The following is a 19,138-nucleotide window of genomic DNA, read 5'->3' as shown; positions in this document are numbered from 1 at the left end:
GCTGGCCCGTCGTGGTGTTGAAAGCTCTACGGCCGTAGAGTCTTCCCAAGCAGACAGACCCGAATCAGGAGCGCCACATGACCAAGACGATCTTCATCAGCCTGCCCGTCGCCGACCTCGCGCTTTCGACCGCCTTCTACCAGGCCCTCGGGTTCGAGCGGAATCCGCAAATGAGCGACGACAGCGGCTCCTGCATGGTGTGGAGCGAGGCGATCAAGGTGATGCTGATCAGCCACGCCAAATGGCGCACCTTCACCGACCGGCCGTTCCCGGCCAAAGGCTCGGCCGGCCACATGCTCTCGTTGTCGCTGGAAAGCCGTGCGGCCGTCGATGCGATGAACGCGGCGGCCGCCGCCCATGGCGGCACGGCCGACGTGAACCCACCCGAAGACCATGGATTCATGCTCACCCGCGACATCGCCGACCCCGACGGCCACATGTGGGCGGCCCTCTGGATGGATACGACGCCGCCGCAGCAGGCTTGATCCAGTCCCGGCTTCAGCCGCTCACGCCGGCGTCCAGCGGCCGGCGATGTTCTTCAAGAGCAGGTTGACGGCCGCCAGCTGGCGGTTGCGCGCGTTCAGCAAGCTGATCTCGCTCGTCAGCGCCGCGTTCTGCGCCGTCACCACGTTCAGATAGCTGACGGTGCCAGCGCGGTACTGGTCCATCACGATCTCGAGATTGCGCTGCGCCGCGGCCAGCGCCTCTTGCTGCAACTTGGTCTGCTGCTGCAACTGGTCGGCCAGCAGGAGGTTGTCTTCCACTTCCTGCAAGGCCGTCAGCACCAGCTGGCGGTAGTTGGCCGACACCACTTCGGCGCTGGCGCGGGCCTGGGCGCTGGCTTGTCTGCGCTGGCCGCCGTCGAAGATGGCTTGTGCCGCCGAGCTGCCCAGCGACCAGAAGAGATTCGGCGCGCTGACCAGGTCGGACAGCGAGCTGTTGCGATAGCCCGCATTGGCCGAGAGGCTCAGCGAGGGGAAGAAGGCCGCGTCGGCAATGCCGATCTGCGCATAGGCCGAGGCCACGCGGCGCTGCGAGGCAGCGATGTCGGGCCGGCGCTGCAGCAGGGTGGAGGGCAGCAGCTTGGGCACGGCCGGCGGCACCGGCAGCGCGGCGCTGCGGGTGATCGAGAAGGCCGACGGCGGCTGGCCCAGGAGCACGGCGATGGCATGCTCCAACTGGCTGCGCTGTGTGCCGGCATCGATCAGTTGGGACTGCGCATTGCGAAGCTGCGTCTGCGCCTGCAGCATGTCGCTGCGCGAGGCCACGCCGCCCTTGTAGCGGGCTTCGGTCAGCTCCAGCGAACGCTGGTAGGCCGCCACGCTGCGCTCCAGCAGCGCCTGCTGCATCTCGGCGGCGCGCATCGAGAAATAGCTCTGCGTCAGGAGCGCTTGCGCCGAGAGGCGCGCTGCCGCCAGATCGTTGTTGCTCGCCTGGTAATTGGATTGAGCCGCGCTCGATGCCTGCGACAGGCGGCCCCACAGATCGACCTCCCAACCCGCAGTGGCCGACAGCGAGAGGCTGTTGGCCGGGCCGCTGCCGTTGCCTGCTGCATCGCTGCGCGTGCCGGAGAGGCCGGCCGACAGCGTCGGCAGCATCGCCGTGCGGCTCGCGTCCACCACGGCGCGTGCGCTGGCCACCTGGGCGGCCGAGGCCTTCAGGTTTTCGTTGCCGACCACCAGTCGTTGCTGCAGGTCTTCCAGCACCGGATCCTTGAAGAGCAGCCACCAGGCGTCTGGCACGGTCTCTTGCACGGCCTCCTGCCTGGCAGCGCCGCGTTGCCAGAGGCCTGTTTCCTTGAACTGGGCCGGCGCCGCGGCGGCAGCAGGCGGTTCGACCTTTGTGATGGCGCAGCCGCACAGCACGAGGGCGCTGGCGAGCAGGGTCAGTCGGAGCAACATGTTCTTGAAACCTCAGGCAGGTGAGACTTGGATCGTGGCGGCAGCAGCAGCAGCGCGTGCCTTGCGGCGCTGGCGCCAGCGCAGCTTGTCCATCAGCACGTAGACGACCGGTGTGGTGTAGAGCGTCAACAGCTGGCTGAGGATCAGGCCACCGACGATGGCGATGCCCAGCGGCTGGCGCAGTTCGGCGCCGTCACCGGTGCCCAGTGCCAGCGGCACGGCGCCGAAGATGGCGGCAAAGGTGGTCATCAGGATCGGGCGCACGCGCAGCTTGGCAGCCCGGAAGATGGCCGCACCGGCGCCCACGCTGCTGCCACCTTTGTCGCCCTTCTGCCGCTCGATTGCGAAGTCGATCATCATGATCGCGTTCTTCTTGACGATGCCGATCAAGAGAATCACGCCGATGAAGGCAATGATCGAGAACTCGGTGTTGAAGAGCTGCAGCGCCAGCAGCGCGCCCACGCCGGCCGAGGGCAAGGTGGACAGGATCGTCACCGGATGCACCAGGCTCTCGTACAGCATGCCCAGCACCAGATAGATGGTGATCACGGCGGCGAGGATCAGGATGGGCTGGCTGGCGAGCGCCGCCTGGAACGCATTGGCCGTGCCGGCAAACGTGCCGCGCACCGACACCGGCACGCCCAGCTCGGCCATGGCGTTGTTGATGGCGGCGGTGGCTTCGGAGAGCGACACGCCCGGTGGCAGGTTGAAGCTGATCGTCGAGGCCGGCGCACCGCCCTGGTGATTGACCGACAGCGGCGTGTTGGTCGTCTCCACCTTGGTGAAGGCGGCCAGCGGCACCTGCGCCCCCGTGCGACTCAGGACATAGAGCTGCTTGAGCGTCTCGGGCCCCTGCAGGTATTCGGGCGCCAGCTCCATCACCACGCGGTACTGATTCAGCGGGTTGTAGATCACGCCGACCTGGCGCTGGCCGAAGGCGTTGTTGAGCGTGATGTCGAGATTGCTCACGGTCACGCCCAATCGCGCTGCTGCTTCGCGGTCGATGATGATCGAGGTCTGCAGGCCCTTGTCCTGCTGGTCTGTGTTGACGTCGGTGAGCTCGTTCAGGCGCGACAGCGCGTTGCGCACGCGTGGCTCCCAGGTGCGCAGGTCTTCCAGCGCGTCGGCCTGCAGCGTGTACTGGTAGGCTGCATTGGCCTGGCGGCCGCCGATGCGGATGTCCTGCACCGGCACCAGGAAGAGGTTGGCGCCCGGCTCATGCGAGAGCTTCTCGCGCAGCCGGTTCACCACCGTGTCGGCAGACACGCCGCGCTCGGCCAGCGGCTTCAGGGCGACATAGAAATTGGCGCCGTTGCGCTGGCCGCCGCCGGTGAAACCGTTGACGTTTTCCACCGCCGGGTCTTCCTTGATGATGGCCATGAAGGTGTCCACCCGTTGCCGCATCATCTGGAAGGAGCTGCCCTGGTCGGCCTGCACGCCACCAACGATGACGCCGGTGTCCTGCTGCGGGAAGAAGGCCTTCGGTATCACGCCATAGAGATGGATGTTCAGGCCGATCACGGCCGCCAGCGACAGTAGCGCCACCGGCTGATGGCGCAGCGTCCAGACCAGCGAGCGCTGATAGCCGCGCAGCACTGCGCGGTTGAAGCGGTTGGCGATCCGAGCGATACGGCCGGGCTTCTTCGGCGCGTGGTCGCGCGCCTTCAGCAGCACCGCCGCCATCATCGGTGTGGTGGTGAGCGACACCAGCATCGACACCAGGATGGCCGAGGACAGCACCACGGCGAACTCGCGGAACAGCCGGCCCACCACGCCGCCCATCATCAGGATGGGGATGAAGACGGCGATCAGCGACAGGCTGATCGAGACCACGGTGAAGCCGATCTCCTTGGCGCCGCGCAGCGCCGCCTCGCGCGGCTTCATGCCGCGTTCGATATAGCGGCTGATGTTCTCCAGCACCACGATGGCATCGTCCACGACAAAGCCGGTGGCCACGGTGAGCGCCATGGCCGAAAGGTTGTCCAGGCTGTAGCCGCAGAGGTACATCACGCCGAAGGTGCCGCACAGCGACACCGGCACGGCCACCGCCGGCAGGAGCGTGGCACGCCAGTTGCGCAGGAACAGGAGCACGACCAGGATCACCAGGCCCACCGAGATGGCCATGGCCCGCTCCACTTCCTGCAGCGAGGCGCGGATCGTCGGCGTGCGGTCGCTGACCACTTTCAGGTCGATGGCCGGCGGTATCGAGGACTTCAGGCGCGGCAGCACCTCGTACACCCGTTCAACCGTCTCGATGATGTTGGCGCCCGGCTCCTTCTGCACGAACAGCAGCACCGAGGGCTTGCCGTTGGCGGCGCCGTAGTTGCGGATGTCCTGTACCGAATCGCTGACCTCGGCCACGTCGCGCAGCCGGATCGAGGCGCCATTGCGATAGCTCAGCACCACCGGCGCGTAGTCGGCTGCGGTGCGGGCCTGGTCGTTCGCGCCGACCTGCCAGTAGCGGTCGCCTTCTTCCACCGATCCCTTGGGCCGGTTGGCATTGGTGTTGGTGATGGCCTGGCGGACTGCGTCCAGCGAGATGCCGGCGGAGGCCAGCTTGTCCGGATTCAATTCCACGCGCACCGCCGGCAGCGCGCCGCCGCCCACATTCACCTGGCCCACACCCTTGACCTGCGACAGCCGCTGCGCGAGCACGGTGGAGGCTGCGTCGTACATCTGGCCGCGCGTCAGCGTGGCCGACGTCAAGGACAGGATCATGATCGGCGCGTCCGACGGGTTCACCTTGCGGTAGGTCGGATTGCCGGGCATGCCGGTGGGCAGGAGCGTGCGGGCCGCGTTGATGGCGGCCTGCACATCGCGGGCCGCGCCATTGATGTCGCGGCTGAGGTCGAACTGCAAGGTGACATTGGCCGAGCCCAGCGACGAGCGCGAGGTGATCTCGGTGACGCCGGCAATGCTGCCCAGCGCCCGCTCCAGCGGCGTGGCGACCGTGGCCGCCATGGTGTCCGGGCTCGCGCCCGGCAGGCCGGCGCTGACCGAGATGGTCGGGAAGTCCACCTGCGGCAACGGCGCAATGGGCAGCAGCTGGAACGCCAGGATGCCAGCCAGGGCCACGCCCGCCGTGATCAGCGTCGTGGCCACCGGCCTCGCGATGAACGGGGCAGAAATATTCATGTGGCCACCGGCACCGCACGGCGCGCACGCCAGGCCTTCAGCCGGTTGAGCTGGTTGGCAAAGCCCAGATAGATCACCGGCGTGGTGAACAGCGTGAGCAGCTGGCTGACGATCAGGCCGCCGACCATGGTCACGCCCAGCGGATGGCGCAGCTCATGGCCGACACCCGTGCCCAGCATCAGCGGCAGCGCGCCCAGCAGGGCCGCCATCGTCGTCATCAGGATGGGGCGGAAGCGCAGCAGGCAGGCCTTGTGGATCGCGTCACGCGGCGCCATGCCCATCTCGCGTTCGGCCTCGAGGGCGAAGTCGATCATCATGATCGCGTTCTTCTTGACGATGCCGATCAGGAGCACGATGCCGATGATGGCCACGATGCCCAGGTCCAGCCGCGCTGCCAGCAGCGCCAGCAGCGCGCCAACGCCAGCCGAGGGCAGGGTGGACAAGATCGTGATCGGATGCACATAGCTCTCGTAGAGCACGCCCAGCACGATGTACATGGTCACCACGGCCGCCAGGATCAGCAGCAGCGTGCTGGTCAGCGAGGAACGGAAGGCCTCGGCCGCGCCCTGGAAGCTGGTTTCCACGCTGGGCGGGAAGTCCAGCGCCGCCTGCTCCTTGTGGATTGCATCGACCGCATCGCCCAGCGAGGCGCCGGGCGCCAGATTGAACGAGATCGTGGCCGCCGGGAACTGGGCCACGTGATTGATCGCCAGCGCCGCCGGGCGCTCCACGATCCGGGCCACCGAGCTCAAGGGGACCTGCACCGTCGAACTGCCGCCGTTCGCGTTTTGCTTGCTGCCCGGCACGTACAGGCCTTCGATGGAGCGTGGGCCCTGGCGGAACTCGGGCGCCGCTTCCAGCACCACGCGGTACTGGCTGCTCTGCGTGTAGATGGTCGAGATCAGGCGCTGGCCGAAGGCGTTGTAGAGCGCCGTGTCGATGGCCGCCACCGAGACGCCCATGCGGCCGGCCGCCTCACGGTCGATCTGCAGATAGGCCTGCAAGCCCTGGTCCTGCAGATCGCTGGCCACGTCGGCCAGCTGCGGCAGCGTTTTCAGGCGCGCAATCAGGGCTTCCGTTGAATCGCTCAGGTCCTTGGCGTCCGGCGAGCTGAGCAGGAACTGGTACTGCGTCTTGGACACGCGGTCTTCAATCGTCAGGTCCTGCACCGGCTGCATATAGGCGGTGATGCCCGGCAGCCTGGAGGTCGCTTCGTTCAGACGCTGGATGATCTCGCTGGCCGAGGCCGTGCGGTGCTCGAAGGGCTTCAGCGTGATCTGCATGCGGCCGGTGCTGAGCGTTGCGTTCGCACCGTCCACGCCGATGAAGGAGGCCACATGGTCGACGTCTTCGTCCTTCAGGATGATCTCGGCCAGCTTCTGCTGGCGCTCCGACATCGCAGCGAAGGAGCTGCTCTGCGTGGCCTCGGTGATGACCTGGATCAGGCCGGTGTCCTGCAAGGGGAAGAAGCCCTTGGGCACGGCCATGTAGAGCAGCCCGGTCAGGCCGATCGTGGCGGCGAACACCAGCAGCGTGCTGCGCGGCCGGTCGAGCACCCAGTCCAGGCCGCGGCCATAGGACGCGACCAGGTTATCGAACCAGCGGCCGAACCAGTCGCCCAGCTTGCTGTGCTTGTGCTGGCTCTCCGGGCGCAGCAGGCGCGCGCTCATCATCGGCGTCAGCGTCAGCGAGACGAAGGCCGAGATCAGGATGGCCACCGCCATCGTGATCGCGAACTCGTGGAACAGCCGGCCCACCACATCGCCCATGAAGAGCAGCGGTATCAGCACGGCGATCAGCGACACCGTCAGCGAGATGATGGTGAAGCCGATCTGCTTGGAGCCCTTCAGCGCGGCCTCCATGACGATGTTTTGGCGCCGGCCGGGCGCATCCGCGCCCTTGACTTGGCCCTCGGCCAAGTTGGCCTGTGCCGAAACATCGCGCTCCATCTCTTCGAGATTCCGCGCGATGTTTTCAATCATCACGATGGCGTCGTCCACCACGAAGCCGGTCGAGATGGTCAGCGCCATCAGCGTCAGGTTGTTGATCGAGAAGCCGGCCATGTACATCACGCCGAAGGTGCCGACCAGGGACAGAGGCACGGCCACGCTCGGGATCAGTGTCGCGGCGCCGCTGCGCAGGAAGATGAAGATCACCATCACGACGAGCGCGATGGCCAGCAGCAGCTCGAACTGTGTGTCTTGCACCGAAGCGCGGATCGTCGTCGTGCGGTCAGAGATCACCTGCACATCGATGGAGGCCGGCAGCGTGGCCTGCAGCTTGGGCAGCAGGGCTTTCACGCGGTCCACCGTCTGGATCACGTTCGCGCCGGGCTGACGCTGCACGTTCAGGATCACGCCCGGAACGTTGTCGGCCCAGGCGGCGAGGCGCAGGTTCTCGGCGTCGTCCACGATCTGCGCCACGTCCTTCAGGCGCAGCGGGTTGCCGTTCTTCCAGGCGATCACCAGGTCCTGATATTCGGCGGCGGACTTCAGCTGATCGTTGGCATCGATGGTGGAAGCGCGTTGCGAGCCGTCGAAGCTGCCCTTGGCCTGGTTGACGTTGGCCGCGGCAATGGCCGAGCGCACGTCGTCCATCGACAGTCCCAGCGTGGCCAGCGCCTGCGGGTTCGCTTGAATGCGCACGGCCGGGCGGCGGCCGCCGGCAATGCTCACCAGGCCCACGCCTTCGACTTGCGAGAGCTTGGGCGCGAGGCGGTTCTCGGCCAGGTCATGCACCTTGACGACAGGCAGCGAAGGCGAGGTGACGGCAATCGTCAGCACCGGCGCGTCGGCCGGGTTGACCTTGCTGTAGACCGGCGGCATGGGCAGGTCATTGGGCAGGAGGTTGCTGCCGGCATTGATGGCGGCCTGCACTTCCTGCTCGGCCACGTCGAGCTCCAGGCCCAGCGAGAAGCGCAGGGTGATCACCGAGGCGCCGCCCGAGCTGCTCGACGTCATCTGGTTCAAGCCCGGCATCTGACCGAACTGGCGCTCCAGCGGCGCCGTGACCGTGGTGGAGATCACGTCGGGGCTGGCGCCGGGGTAGAGCGTGACGACCTGGATGGTCGGATAGTCGACCTCGGGCAGGGCCGAGAGTGGCAAGAGCCGGTAGGCGAGCAAGCCGGCCAGCAGGATGGCCAGCATCAGGAGCGAGGTCGCGACCGGCCGCTCGATAAAGGGACGTGAGGGATTCATCGCTGGCTGCCGTCAGTCAATCAATTGCCTGCGGCTTCGCGCTTGGCGCGCTCGGCGCGGCGCTGGGCGATCCAGGCCTCGCGCTCTTCCTTGTTCATCTTCATGAACTTCTCCTGCACCTCGGGCGGCAGGCGGTCCAGCCAAGCCGGACGCTCGTCGCCACCGGCAGCAGCCGCAACAGCGGTCCTGGGCGCGCTGGCGCCAGCCGCCGCCTTGCCCGAACGCTCGCCACGAGGCGCCGAGGCGCCAGGCATCGCCGGCGCAGCGCCGGGGCCGGCACCGCTGGCCGCGCCTGGAGCGCCGCTACCACCACCACGGCGGCGGCCACCGCCGGTCGCGCCCTGGCGCTGGCGCGGGTCGGCCGCGATCACTTCGACCTTGGCACCGTCGCGCAAGCGATCGACACCGTCGATGACGACCTTCTCGCCGACTTCGAGCTGGCCTTCGACAGCGACCCAGTCACCGTCTGCGGCGCCCGGCTTCACCACGCGGGTGCTGACCACGTTCTCGGCGCTGACCACATAGACATAGAAGCCCTGCGAACCGCGCAGCACGGCGGCTTGCGGCACGGCCATCGAATCCGACTGCGTGTCGAGCTGCAGACGCACGCTGACGGCCTGGTTCGGATAGAGGTTGTCGTCGCTGTTGGCGAACAGGGCCTTGAGCTTGATCGTGTCGGTCGACAGGTCGATGGCGTTGTCGGCGGTGGCGACCTGGCCGCGGGCCAGGAACTTGTTGCCGTTGCGGTCCAGCGCTTCGACCATCAAGGGCTGTTTGGCGCGCAGCTTGGCGTTGATCTGCGGCAGCTGGCTTGAGGGCACCGAGAACACCAATGCGATCGGGCGGGTCTGTGTGATCGTGACAATGCCGGCGCTGTCGCCCGGGCTCACCACATTGCCGAGGTCCGCCTGCTTCAGGCCGACGCGGCCCGGGATGGGTGCGCTGACCTTGGTGTAAGAGAGCTGCAGTCGCGCGCTGTCCACATTGGCCTGGCCGGCCTTGACCGTGCCTTCGAGCTGGCGCACCAGGGCTTCCTGGGTGTCGAGCTGCTGCTTGGCGATGGCGTCCTTGCTCAAGAGCTCGCGGTAGCGGGCCAGGTCGATGCGAGCGTTGTCGAGGTTGGCCTTGTCGCGGGCCAGCGTGCCTTCAACCTGGGCCAGCGATGCCTGCAAGGCGCGCGGGTCGATCTGGGCGAGCTGCTGGCCTGCCTTGACCTGCTGGCCTTCTGTGAACTGCAGCGCTTGCAGCACGCCGCTGACCTGCGGCCGCACGATGGTGGTGTTGGCCGCGGCGAAGGTGCCGACCGCACTGACCATCACGCGGATGTCCTGCTTGCGCACCGCCTGCACCGAGACCGGCTGGATGCGGTTGGCGCCGCCAAAACGGCGGGAACCCGGGCCGCCAGGGCCGCCTTGGCCCGGGGCACCTGGCGCACTGGCACCCGAGGCGGGTGTGCCCGCCGCTGCCGCAGCGCTGCTCTGCCCCTTGCCCCACCAGCCGATGCCGGCGCCGGCGGCCAGGGCAGCCAGCAGCACGGTAGCAAGAGTCCAGCCGCGGATGGCACCCGATTGGGCATGGCGGGCGGCAAGGGGGCTGTGGGTCAGGATGGGCATGACGTAAGGCATGTTTTTTGTGGATTGTTCTGGGCGAAGCCATCCTGGCCTGTGCCTCATGCGAGGCGCGCAGGCAGGGTGCACAAAGCGGGCCAGGCGGATGCCAGCGACTCTACCCGGGGCAGGGTCGCTTGGGCTTGGCTGCTATGAAAAGTAGCGCAAAGCTGGGGCGCAGAGCGCGCCCCGGCATTTCAACCCAGCAGCGCGGGGCGGGCGGGCCGGGGCTGGGGCGCCATCGGCGGCGCCTGGGGCGCCTCGTTCAGGCGCAGGAACTTGAAGCCGGCCAGGCTGGCCTTGTTCTGGCCGGCATTGCGGGCGTCGCGCTCGGCCAGGCGGGCGATGAAGCCCTGCAGTGTCTCCTCGCGCACCTCGGGCTCGGCCGAATGCAGGATGTGGCGGTTGCCGTCCTTGCCCAGCACGATCAGGCCCACATGCGAGGCCCAATAGCCGCCATCCTTGCCCGAGATCACGTTGACGAAGTCGCCTTCCTGCAGGCCGGCTTCGATCTGCGCCACGGCCTCCTTGGGCACGAACACATCGTCGAACTGCTGGACCGGGATGTCCCGTTCGATCTTGAACTGCTTCTTCAGGAAGGCCTTGCGGTCGATGCGCTGGCGGTAGGGCGTCACCTTGTCGCCGGCCAGTTCCTTGGTGATGTCGGTCACCAGCCAGCTGTTGGCCGGGTTCCAGTCGGCCTCGGTGTAGTGGTTGCGCGTCGCCGCGCCGATCACGCCATCGCGATAGCGGATGCGCTGCAGCATCCAGAAGAACTCTTCCCAGGAGGCGCTCAGCGCCATGGCATAGACATGCTCGACGAAGACCACGCAATCGCTCTTGGCCAGGCTGAACAGCGGCTGCGAGTCGTAGGTCTCGTAGGGGAACTCGCCCAGCAGATAGAGCTCGTAGGGCTGGCCGATGTTCTTGCGCGCCAGGGCGGCCACGCGCTGGCGCAGCAGCGGCTGGTCGAGCTGCTGCCAGCCCAGGAAGCGGCCGAGCTCGGCGGGCTGCATCTTGTGCCAGGGCTTGTTGAGCATCTCGCTCAGTTGCTCGGGCGGCAGGGCCACGCGGCGTGCTGCCTCCAGCTGGACGGCCGTTGCTTCGATGCGCGGTGCAATGACAGGCGCAGGAGACGTGGCGCAGCCTGCAAGCAGCAGGGCGATGGCGGCTGTGACGAGCGTGGGAGGGGCAGCGATCTTCATCGCGGCAGTGTCATTCAAGCCGGGTCGACCCGCCATGAGAACTCATGGGCCAGCCATAACCCGGGCTGAAGATCTGAGCAGATCAGCTTTCGGCCAGCAGCTGCTCGACCAGCGCATGCAGGGCATTGAAGTCGGGCTCGCCCACGTACTTCTTGACGATCTCGCCGCGCTTGTTGATCAGGAAGGTTGTCGGTGTCAGCTGCACCTTGCCGAAGGCTTGGGCCACACTGCCTGTGTTGTCTATGGCGACGCCGAAGGGCAGCTTGCGGCTCTCGGCAAAGCTGGCCACGAAGGCCGGCGGGTCGTAGCTCATGGCCACGGCCAGGGTGTCGTAGCCGCGCGCCTTGAACTTCTCGTGCGTGGCGACGATCTGCGGCATCTCATGCACGCAGGTGGAGCAACTGGTGGCCCAGAAGTTCACGAGGGTCACCTTGCCGGCCCATTGCGCCGAGTTGAGCTTGCTGCCATCCAGCAGCACATAGTCGACGCTGGGCGCCTGCGGTTTCACGAGCAGGCTGCGGTAGGCCAGGGCCGCGCCCACGGCCAGCACGGCGATCAGCAGCAGGGGGGCGAGGAATCGGGGCAGCTTCATGGCCCGCAAGTCTATTCGCTGTGCGCTCAGAGCGCTTTCGAGAACTCAAAGAGCAGCATTGACGGCAGGGCATCGACCAGATGCTTGCGCGAAATTCGCGCAATGCCGTCTGCCGTGGCGGTGGAGAGCTGGGTGATGTGCTCTTCGTCCAGCACCTCGATGAAGCTGAAGGAGGGCACCTCCCGCAGCACTTCGCTACGGAGCTCGGCCAGCGCCTCGCTGCGGGCGGCGGCCTCGTAGACGATGCCGTGCGGCAGGCCTTCAAGGCAGAACTGCGCGGCTTCGTCGACGGTGCCGACCATGTCGATGATCAGGCCCATGTGGCGCACAGCGTCCTGCACTTGCGAACGCAACTCGCGCCGTGGCGAGATGATCAGCAGATGGCTGCCTGCCAGGGGCTTGGAATTGGCCGAAGGATGGAAGTCTCGCGGGCTCGGCTCGACTGGGGGCGGCGCCTCGACGGCGCTCATGCCGGGCTCTTCTCCCACGGTGTGCGGGAATTCCAGCGTCAGCATCGTGATGCCGGCCTCGTCCTCGCGCAGCGGCAGGATGCCCATGGTCAAGGCGGTCTGTTCCACCAGGCGCCAGGCCAACGAATCGAGCCGGCTCGGCGCCTCGCCTTGGCCGCGAGCGTCCGTGATCAGTTCCAGCGAACGGTGGGCAAAGCGGCAGCTCAGGCGCGCCTTGGCGGGCCAGGAGCTCAGCTCCAGCCGCAGGTCGATGGAGGAATGCGTGCTGGCCAGTGCCCAGTCCATCAAGGCATTGAGCAGCGAGAACAGCAGGGCGCCGTCGCCCATGATCTCGATTGGCTTGAGTGCCTGGCGCACCTGGATGCCGCGGGCCTGCGTCTCGCGGCTGCGGTGCGCCAGCACGCCGCGCAGCACCTGGGTGAGGTGCAGCCGCTCGCGCGACAGGCGCAGGCGCCCCGAGGCCAGTCGGGCCAGCTGTTGGCCCACCATGCCGGACTCGCGCGCCTGGGCCACGCTCTCGCGCAGGGAGCGCAGGCTCTGCCGGTCGATCTGGCCGGTGCTGATCAGGTTGTGGATGCGTTCCAGCGCCGTGCTCAGCGGACCGGCAATCTCGGCGCCGAGCTGCTGCACGATGTCCGCCCACTGGGCATGGCTCGGCCCATGCAGCACGTCATTGGCTGCGGCGGGTGGAGCTGGCGGCGGTGCGGGCGGTTGGCTGGACATGGGAGAGCTGCAAGCAGCCCCGTGAAGGAATTTGTAACAAAGGTCGAATTGGGCGCATGGTCCCGGTTGCCCCAGGGAGCGTCCATCCCCCGTCCCCGGGGGCGATCTGCAGACCGCACGGAAGTGCTCTTCAGCGTGCGCAATCGATCACGCTTTTCCGGCTATCTCCAGCAAGGCGGCACTCAAATGAGTGGGGGCGCTGACCATGGCGTCGTGGCCCGTCGCGAGCTCCCGGACCTGCCATCCGGGCTGTTCTCGTACCCTTTGGCGGGAGGCGGCAACCGTGGGCAGGGCGGGGTCGATGCAGGAAATGAAGTGGCGCGGCAGAGCCGCCCAGCGGTTTGCGTCGAAGTTCAGGGGCTCGTCGTAAACGCCGCCGGGTTGCGGTGTCTGGCGGCGGTTCACCCACTCCGCATCCGCTCCCGTCAGGCCGAAAGCGCTGGCCGGTGCCGGAGCAATCACGCCGGTGGCGGCAATCGCCGCGCGGCGCTCGACCTGCGTCTCCGGCGGGTTGCGGCTGGCCCAGCTTTCGCCCGGCTGCGGCACGACCGCATCCAGATAGACCAGGGCCGCCAGGCGCTCATGGACACGGTCTGCCACGCCGGTGATGACCAGGCCGGCATAGCTGTGGCCGACCAGGATCGCGCCTTGCAGCTCTTCGGCCTCGATCACCGCTTGCACGTCGGTGATATGGGTGGAGAGATTGATGGCCGGGCTCAAAAGATGGGCGCGCTCGCCAACGCCGCTGAGACTGACGGCAAACGCGCGGTGGCCGGCCGACCAGAGCATAGGCAGCACACGCTTCCAGCACCACGCGCCATGCCAGGCGCCGCCGACCAGAACGAAATCACTCATTGGGGCACCCTTCGGCCTGCGGCCTGCCGCCCACAGCGGGAGCGAACTTGCTTGGGGCGGCCCGGCGCTGCGTTCATGCGACGACCCGTTTCTCGCTCAGCGCGTGGATTTCAGGTTCGCTCAAGCCCAGCTCGGCCAGCAGTTCCGCCGTGTGCTGACCCAGCAGTGGCGGCGCATGCCGGTACTGCACCGGTGTGGCCGACAGCTTGATCGGGCTGGCGACCAGCTTGAGCCTGTCGCTCAAGGGGTGTTCCATCGCCACCGTCATCTCTCGGGCCTGGACATGCGGGTCGGCAAAGGCTTCGGCCAGATTGTTGATCGCGCCGCAAGGCACCTTGGCTGCTTCCAGCGCACCCAGCCACTCGGCCCGGGTTCGGGTCTTGATGGCTGCTGCGATCTCGGGCACCAGGACCTCGCGGTTGCGCACGCGGTCTGCGTTGCGGGCAAAGCGCGGGTCTTGCGCCCAGTCCGGGCGGCCGGCGATCTCGCAGAACTTTGCGAACTGACCGTCGTTGCCGACGGCGAGTATCAAATGGCCGTCGCTGCATTCGAACACCTGGTAGGGCACGATGTTCTGGTGCGCGTTGCCCATGCGGCCCGGCGCCTTGCCGGTGCAGAGGTAGTTGCTGCCAAGGTTGGCCAGCATGGCCAGTTGGGTGTCCAGCAGCGCCATGTCGATCACCTGGCCCTGGCCCGTCGCGTCGCGGTGGCGCAGGGCAGCGAGGATGGCCACGGTCGAATAGAGGCCGGTGAACAGATCGGCCACCGCCACGCCCACCTTCTGCGGCCCGCCGCCAGGCAGGTCGTCGCGCTCGCCGGTCACGCTCATCAGGCCGCCGATGCCCTGGATCGCGTAGTCGTAGCCGGCGCGGTCCTGGTAGGGACCGGTCTGGCCGAAGCCGGTGATCGAGCAGACGACGAGACCCGGGTTGATCGCGCGCAGCGTCTCCGCGTCCAGCCCGTAGCGGGCCAGGTCGCCGACCTTGAAGTTCTCGACCAGCACGTCGCACTGCGTGGCCAGGCGCTTGATCAGGGCCTGGCCCTCGGGGTTGGCGATGTCGATGGCGATGGAGCGCTTGTTGCGGTTGGCGCCGAGGTAGTAGGCGGCCTCCGAGGTATCGGCGCCTTGACTGTCCTTCAGATAGGGCGGGCCCCAGCTGCGGGTGTCGTCGCCGCCGCCGGGGCGTTCGACCTTGATCACATCGGCGCCGAGATCGGCCAGGGTCTGGGTGCACCAGGGGCCCGCCAGCACGCGGGAAAGATCCAGCACGCGTACACCGGCCAGGGCTTGGGGCGAAAGAGGGCTCGTCATGGCGGCGATTGTGCGGCAGCGGGCCTGGATAATCGGGCAATGCCGACCCTGTTCCGATCAATCTTGCCCTTGTTGCTGGTGACGCTGCTGGCGGCCTGCGCCCCCAGTCTGAACTGGCGCGAGGTGCGGCCCGAGGGCACGGACCTGCTCCTGATGTTCCCCTGCAAGCCCGAGCAGCAGACGCGAGCCTTGAGCGAGCCGGGTGCGCCGGCCGAAGCGCGCATGGGCCTGGCGCGCTGCGAGGCGGCGGGCCTGGGATTCAGCCTCTCCTGGTCGGACGTGCCGGATCCTGCGCAGTCCAATCCTGCCCTGAAGCAGATGAAGGAAGCCGTCATCGCTGGCACGAAGTTGCCGGCAGGCGAGCCGCAGGCCTTGCAATTGATCGGCATGACGCCAGGCACCGAGGCAGTGAGCCTTTCACTCGGAGCGCCGAATGGCAAAGGGCAACAAGCGCGGCTGGCCGTGTTTGCCCGTGGCCTGCGGGTCTACCAGTTGCTGATGATCGGCCCGCGGGCCGACGCGGCCGCCTGGGAGGGTTTTCTGGGCTCGCTCAAACTTGGTGAGCCCCAGGCTCGATAATCCAGCCATGACTCATCTGCTCCTGATCGCCCACGCGCCGCTGGCCTCTGCGCTGCGAACCGTGGCCGAGCACACCTTCCCCAGCTGCGCGCCGCAACTGACTGCGCTGGACGTCGAGCCCGAAATGTCGGCCGACGAGGTCGAGAGCCGCGCCCGTGCGCTGCTGGCGGAAGCGGGCGCCGAAGAGATCCTGGTGCTCACCGATGTGGCGGGCGCCACGCCCTGCAATGCTGCACAACGTCTGCTCGGCGAACAGGTGCGCATCGTCAGCGGCGTCAATGTGCCAATGCTCTGGCGCACCCTGTGCTACTCAGCCGAACCGCTGGACGCGCTTGCCCAGCGGGCCATCGAAGGTGGTGGCCGGGGCATCACCCCGGTTGCCCCCATCAATCCGGAATCCACCTGACCCGAACTAGAAGAAGCCTGCCTGCCGATGATCAAAACGACGCTCACCATCAGCAACAAGCTGGGCCTGCATGCCCGCGCCTCGGCCAAGCTGACCAAGCTGGCCAGCAGTTTCAAGTGTGAGGTCTTCATGAGCCGCGGCACCCGCCGGGTGAATGCCAAGAGCATCATGGGCGTGATGATGCTGGCAGCCGGCCTCGGCTCCCAGGTGGAGCTGGAAACCGAAGGGCCGGACGAGCAGGCCGCTCAGGATGCGATCAAGGCACTGGTTGACGACAAGTTTGGTGAAGGCCAATAGGTTGGCCTCTGGTGAAAAGCCCTAAGACCTTCCGCTGACCTCATTCGCCGAGGAAATGCCGGCGGTAGCGTGCTGGCAGGTCCTGGATGCGCATCATCAGCGGCAGGTCGGCGGTGTTGAAGTCCGGGTCCCAGGCTGGAGCGCCAAGCACCCGGGCACCGCAGCGCAGATAGCCCTTGATCAGCGGGGGCGCCTCGGCCTCCAGGCCCTGCTCCAGATCGGCAACCGGCAGGGCCAGCCGGGGCTGAACCTGCCATTCGGGCGCGGCCAGATGGGTTTGCTGCAGGCGCTTCCACAGGCTGGCCGCATAGTGGCCACCGTCGCGCATGCTGACGCTGGCGCAGCCAATCATGGTGTCCAGGTTGTTGCGCTGCATGAATTCACCCAGGGCGCCCCACAGCGCCATGATGGCGCCGCCGGAGCGATGGTCGGGATGCACGCAGGATCGGCCCAGCTCGACCATGCGCGAGCGCAGGCTGGCCAGCGGCGACAAGTCGAACTCGGTCTCGCTGTAGAGGCCGCCGGCGCGGCGTGCGGCGTCCGGCGTCAGCACCCGGTAGGTGCCGATCACTTGGCCAGGTCGACCGTCGGCCTGGACCGCGCGCACCAGCAGGTGCTCGCAGAAGGCGTCGAAGCGGTCAACATCCAGGCCGTCTGGCGTGCCCGGTGGCGGTGAAAGCTGCGCTCCCATCTCGCCGACAAACACCTGGTAGCGCAGGGCCTGAGCCTGCATCAGATCCTCTTGCGTGCGGGCCCAGGCCACATCGAGCCGAGGCGCCGTAAAAGTTTGCGGCAACGCTGCTGGAAGTGACCTCCGGTCCGCGCTGTTCAGCTCGGCAAAGGGCAGGGTTGGCAGGGGCAGATCTCGCATGGCTTGGCTTCGATGGCTGAGATGACCAGATGCTCGGTGCATGCAATGACGCGCCTGTGACCGGGCAGTTACGAACTGATGACGCAGGGCACTGCTACATTCGGCGCATGAGCTTTCAGGTCTTCGGCATTCCGGTTTCTCGCGGCGTGGCCATCGGCCGGGCCGTGCTCGTGGCATCGAGCCGGCTTGACGTGGCGCATTACTTCATCAACGAGGCCGATATCGAGGCCGAGATTGCCCGCTGCCTGCGGGCACGCGACGAGGTGGCGCGCGAGTTGTCAGCGCTGAAGGTGGACCTGCCTGAAGATGCGCCGCACGAGCTGGCCGCGCTGCTGGACGTGCACCTGATGCTTCTGCATGACGAGGCCCTCACTGGCGCCACCAAGCAGTGGATCGTCGATCGCCACTACAACGCCGAGTGGGCGCTTTCGGCCCAGCTCGAAGTGCTGGCCCGTCAGTTCGACGAGATGGAAGACGACTATCTGCGCGAGCGCAAGGCTGACCTTGAGCAGGTGGTCGAGCGCATCCTGGATGCATTGGCTGCCGAGTCTGGCAAGACGCCGCGTGGCGCGGCCAGCGTGACCCAGCGCGACTTCGCGGGCGAAGATCCGCTGCTCTTGGTGGCGGCCGACATAGCGCCCGCTGACATGCTGCAGTTCAAACGCAGCGTGTTCCATGGTTTCATCACCGACATCGGCGGCAAGACCTCACACACGGCCATCGTCGCGCGCAGCCTGGATATTCCGGCCGTGGTCGGCACTCGCGAGGCCAGCCGGCTGATCCGCCAGGACGACTGGGTCATCATCGATGGCGATTCGGGCCTGGTCATCGTCGACCCCTCGCCTATCGTCCTGGAAGAGTACCGGTTCCGCCAACGTCAGAGTGAGCTCGAGCGGGCGCGGCTGGCGCGGCTTCGGCATACGCCGGCAGTGACGATGGACGGCGAGCGCATTGAGCTGCATGCCAATATTGAATTGCCAACCGATGCCGAGGCCGCCGTCGTGGCCGGGGCGACCGGGGTCGGACTGTTCCGCAGCGAATTCCTGTTCATGAACCGCGATGGCGAGCTGCCCAGCGAGGATGAGCAGTTCGAGGCCTACAAGGCCGCAGTGGAGGCGATGCGCGGCATGCCGGTGACCATCCGCACCGTAGACATCGGCGCCGACAAACCGCTGGACCGCATGAGCGCCAATGAATTGCGGCATGAGCATGTGCTCAACCCGGCCATGGGTCTGCGCGCCATCCGCTGGAGCCTGGCCGAGCCGAGCATGTTTCGCCAGCAGCTGCGCGCCATCTACCGTGCCAGCGCCTTCGGCAAGATCCGGCTGCTGATACCAATGGTGGCGCACCTGGCTGAAGTTCGGCAGATCCTGGAGTCGATCAAGCGGGTTCAGCAGCAGCTCAACGATGCAGGCCATGCCTATACCAAGGTGGAGCTGGGCGTGATGATCGAGATTCCGGCGGCCGCCGTGATGCTGCCCCTGCTCTTGAAGCATGTTGATTTCGTTTCCATCGGCACAAACGATCTGATTCAGTACACCCTGGCGATCGACCGCGCCGATGAGGCGGTGGCGCATCTGTATGACCCCTGGCATCCGGCGGTATTGCAGCTGATCGCCAGTTCCATTGCCCAGGCGCGGGCTGCAGGCAAGTCCGTCAGCGTCTGCGGCGAGATGGCCGGCGACCCTGCCTTTACCGATCTCCTCCTGTCCATGGGGCTCCGCAGCTTTTCCATGCACCCGGCGCAGATCCCTTCAGTGAAGCAGCGCATCCTGCGTGCCGACAGCGCCAAACTGGCAGGGGCGCTGCCGGCGATCCTCGCCAGTGAAGACCCCCAGGAGACGGCACGACTGGCGCTGAGTACTGGCGGCCAGGCCGCCGTGAGAACTTTTCACTGAGAAGTTCTCCGAACCCTGAAATTCTTGTGCTACAGTCGTGGGCTTCGCTGCTGAGAGCGGTGCTTCGAAACGAAGTGCAGATCTGGGTGG

General features: G+C 66.9%; 15 protein-coding genes. 5 read left to right on the top strand and 10 right to left on the bottom strand.

Annotation, left to right across the window (positions count from 1 at the left end; translation table 11 throughout):
- Window positions 1-77 precede the first annotated feature (77 nt).
- On the top strand, window positions 78-485 hold the full coding sequence (locus V3596_RS09090) for a VOC family protein (protein WP_334277392.1): 408 nt from the start codon (window positions 78-80) through the stop codon (window positions 483-485).
- Window positions 486-506: 21 nt separating this feature from the next.
- Here V3596_RS09090 and V3596_RS09085 read toward each other — a convergent pair whose 3' ends face one another.
- From V3596_RS09085 to V3596_RS09045, 9 genes are all read right to left on the bottom strand, one after another.
- The gene (locus tag V3596_RS09085; RefSeq protein ID WP_334277391.1) at window positions 507-1,901 is read right to left on the bottom strand and encodes an efflux transporter outer membrane subunit; all 1,395 of its coding nucleotides are present in this window, start codon (window positions 1,899-1,901) and stop codon (window positions 507-509) included.
- A 12-nt stretch (window positions 1,902-1,913) separates the two neighbouring features.
- Complete coding sequence (locus tag V3596_RS09080) at window positions 1,914-5,036, bottom strand: multidrug efflux RND transporter permease subunit (protein ID WP_334277390.1); 3,123 nt, start codon at window positions 5,034-5,036, stop codon at window positions 1,914-1,916.
- Window positions 5,033-8,233: an efflux RND transporter permease subunit gene (locus V3596_RS09075; RefSeq protein WP_334277389.1), complete on the bottom strand. Its 3,201-nt coding sequence runs from the start codon at window positions 8,231-8,233 to the stop codon at window positions 5,033-5,035. The genes V3596_RS09080 and V3596_RS09075 overlap by 4 nt, the downstream gene beginning before the upstream one ends.
- A gap of 20 nt (window positions 8,234-8,253) precedes the next feature.
- A complete protein-coding gene (locus tag V3596_RS09070) occupies window positions 8,254-9,858 on the bottom strand; it encodes an efflux RND transporter periplasmic adaptor subunit (protein WP_334277388.1) in 1,605 nt (534 codons plus the stop codon).
- Window positions 9,859-10,037: 179 nt separating this feature from the next.
- Complete coding sequence (locus V3596_RS09065) at window positions 10,038-11,045, bottom strand: N-acetylmuramoyl-L-alanine amidase-like domain-containing protein (protein ID WP_334277387.1); 1,008 nt, start codon at window positions 11,043-11,045, stop codon at window positions 10,038-10,040.
- Between the two features lie 82 nt (window positions 11,046-11,127).
- On the bottom strand, window positions 11,128-11,637 hold the full coding sequence (locus tag V3596_RS09060; protein WP_334277386.1) for a peroxiredoxin family protein: 510 nt from the start codon (window positions 11,635-11,637) through the stop codon (window positions 11,128-11,130).
- Between the two features lie 26 nt (window positions 11,638-11,663).
- Window positions 11,664-12,830, bottom strand: coding sequence for a sensor histidine kinase family protein (locus tag V3596_RS09055; protein WP_334277385.1), 1,167 nt, complete (start codon window positions 12,828-12,830; stop codon window positions 11,664-11,666).
- Window positions 12,831-12,977: 147 nt separating this feature from the next.
- On the bottom strand, window positions 12,978-13,685 hold the full coding sequence (locus V3596_RS09050; RefSeq protein ID WP_334277384.1) for an alpha/beta fold hydrolase: 708 nt from the start codon (window positions 13,683-13,685) through the stop codon (window positions 12,978-12,980).
- Window positions 13,686-13,758: 73 nt separating this feature from the next.
- Entirely contained in the window at window positions 13,759-14,997 is a 1,239-nt protein-coding gene (locus V3596_RS09045) for a CaiB/BaiF CoA transferase family protein (RefSeq protein WP_334277383.1), read from the bottom strand.
- Between the two features lie 39 nt (window positions 14,998-15,036).
- Here V3596_RS09045 and V3596_RS09040 point away from each other — a divergent pair, with 39 nt between their 5' ends.
- The 3 genes from V3596_RS09040 to V3596_RS09030 are packed head-to-tail and all read left to right on the top strand — an operon-like array spanning window position 15,037 to window position 16,279.
- On the top strand, window positions 15,037-15,576 hold the full coding sequence (locus V3596_RS09040) for a hypothetical protein (protein ID WP_334277382.1): 540 nt from the start codon (window positions 15,037-15,039) through the stop codon (window positions 15,574-15,576).
- 7 nt (window positions 15,577-15,583) lie between these two features.
- Window positions 15,584-15,982 carry a PTS sugar transporter subunit IIA gene (locus tag V3596_RS09035; protein WP_334277381.1) on the top strand — a complete coding sequence of 133 codons (399 nt, stop codon included), beginning with the start codon at window positions 15,584-15,586 and terminating at the stop codon, window positions 15,980-15,982.
- A gap of 27 nt (window positions 15,983-16,009) precedes the next feature.
- Complete coding sequence (locus V3596_RS09030) at window positions 16,010-16,279, top strand: HPr family phosphocarrier protein (RefSeq protein ID WP_334277380.1); 270 nt, start codon at window positions 16,010-16,012, stop codon at window positions 16,277-16,279.
- 40 nt (window positions 16,280-16,319) lie between these two features.
- On the opposite strand, the gene V3596_RS09025 is transcribed toward V3596_RS09030, so the two are convergent.
- Window positions 16,320-17,150, bottom strand: coding sequence for a GNAT family N-acetyltransferase (locus V3596_RS09025; protein ID WP_334277379.1), 831 nt, complete (start codon window positions 17,148-17,150; stop codon window positions 16,320-16,322).
- A gap of 107 nt (window positions 17,151-17,257) precedes the next feature.
- Between V3596_RS09025 and ptsP the strand changes: the two genes are divergently transcribed.
- Window positions 17,258-19,048, top strand: a complete 1,791-nt coding sequence (ptsP, locus tag V3596_RS09020; protein WP_334277378.1) for a phosphoenolpyruvate--protein phosphotransferase — start codon at window positions 17,258-17,260, stop codon at window positions 19,046-19,048.
- Window positions 19,049-19,138: the final 90 nt, after the last annotated feature.

The organism is Roseateles microcysteis (genome assembly GCF_036880965.1).
Taxonomy (GTDB): domain Bacteria; phylum Pseudomonadota; class Gammaproteobacteria; order Burkholderiales; family Burkholderiaceae_C; genus JAUASW01.
The sequence above is the reverse complement of the archived record's forward strand: the minus strand, read 5'-3'. Positions and strand labels throughout refer to the sequence as shown.

What these genes read in the sequence shown, in the direction of transcription:
- V3596_RS09070 (WP_334277388.1), bottom strand. Translation starts at nt 9,858, where the DNA reads ATGCCTTACGTCATGCCCATCCTGACCCACAGCCCCCTTGCCGCCCGC.
- ptsP (WP_334277378.1), top strand. Translation starts at nt 17,258, where the DNA reads ATGAGCTTTCAGGTCTTCGGCATTCCGGTTTCTCGCGGCGTGGCCATC.
- V3596_RS09055 (WP_334277385.1), bottom strand. Translation starts at nt 12,830, where the DNA reads ATGTCCAGCCAACCGCCCGCACCGCCGCCAGCTCCACCCGCCGCAGCC.
- V3596_RS09065 (WP_334277387.1), bottom strand. Translation starts at nt 11,045, where the DNA reads ATGAAGATCGCTGCCCCTCCCACGCTCGTCACAGCCGCCATCGCCCTG.
- V3596_RS09040 (WP_334277382.1), top strand. Translation starts at nt 15,037, where the DNA reads ATGCCGACCCTGTTCCGATCAATCTTGCCCTTGTTGCTGGTGACGCTG.
- V3596_RS09085 (WP_334277391.1), bottom strand. Translation starts at nt 1,901, where the DNA reads ATGTTGCTCCGACTGACCCTGCTCGCCAGCGCCCTCGTGCTGTGCGGC.
- V3596_RS09025 (WP_334277379.1), bottom strand. Translation starts at nt 17,150, where the DNA reads ATGCGAGATCTGCCCCTGCCAACCCTGCCCTTTGCCGAGCTGAACAGC.
- V3596_RS09075 (WP_334277389.1), bottom strand. Translation starts at nt 8,233, where the DNA reads ATGAATCCCTCACGTCCCTTTATCGAGCGGCCGGTCGCGACCTCGCTC.
- V3596_RS09045 (WP_334277383.1), bottom strand. Translation starts at nt 14,997, where the DNA reads ATGACGAGCCCTCTTTCGCCCCAAGCCCTGGCCGGTGTACGCGTGCTG.
- V3596_RS09030 (WP_334277380.1), top strand. Translation starts at nt 16,010, where the DNA reads ATGATCAAAACGACGCTCACCATCAGCAACAAGCTGGGCCTGCATGCC.
- V3596_RS09090 (WP_334277392.1), top strand. Translation starts at nt 78, where the DNA reads ATGACCAAGACGATCTTCATCAGCCTGCCCGTCGCCGACCTCGCGCTT.
- V3596_RS09035 (WP_334277381.1), top strand. Translation starts at nt 15,584, where the DNA reads ATGACTCATCTGCTCCTGATCGCCCACGCGCCGCTGGCCTCTGCGCTG.
- V3596_RS09050 (WP_334277384.1), bottom strand. Translation starts at nt 13,685, where the DNA reads ATGAGTGATTTCGTTCTGGTCGGCGGCGCCTGGCATGGCGCGTGGTGC.
- V3596_RS09060 (WP_334277386.1), bottom strand. Translation starts at nt 11,637, where the DNA reads ATGAAGCTGCCCCGATTCCTCGCCCCCCTGCTGCTGATCGCCGTGCTG.
- V3596_RS09080 (WP_334277390.1), bottom strand. Translation starts at nt 5,036, where the DNA reads ATGAATATTTCTGCCCCGTTCATCGCGAGGCCGGTGGCCACGACGCTG.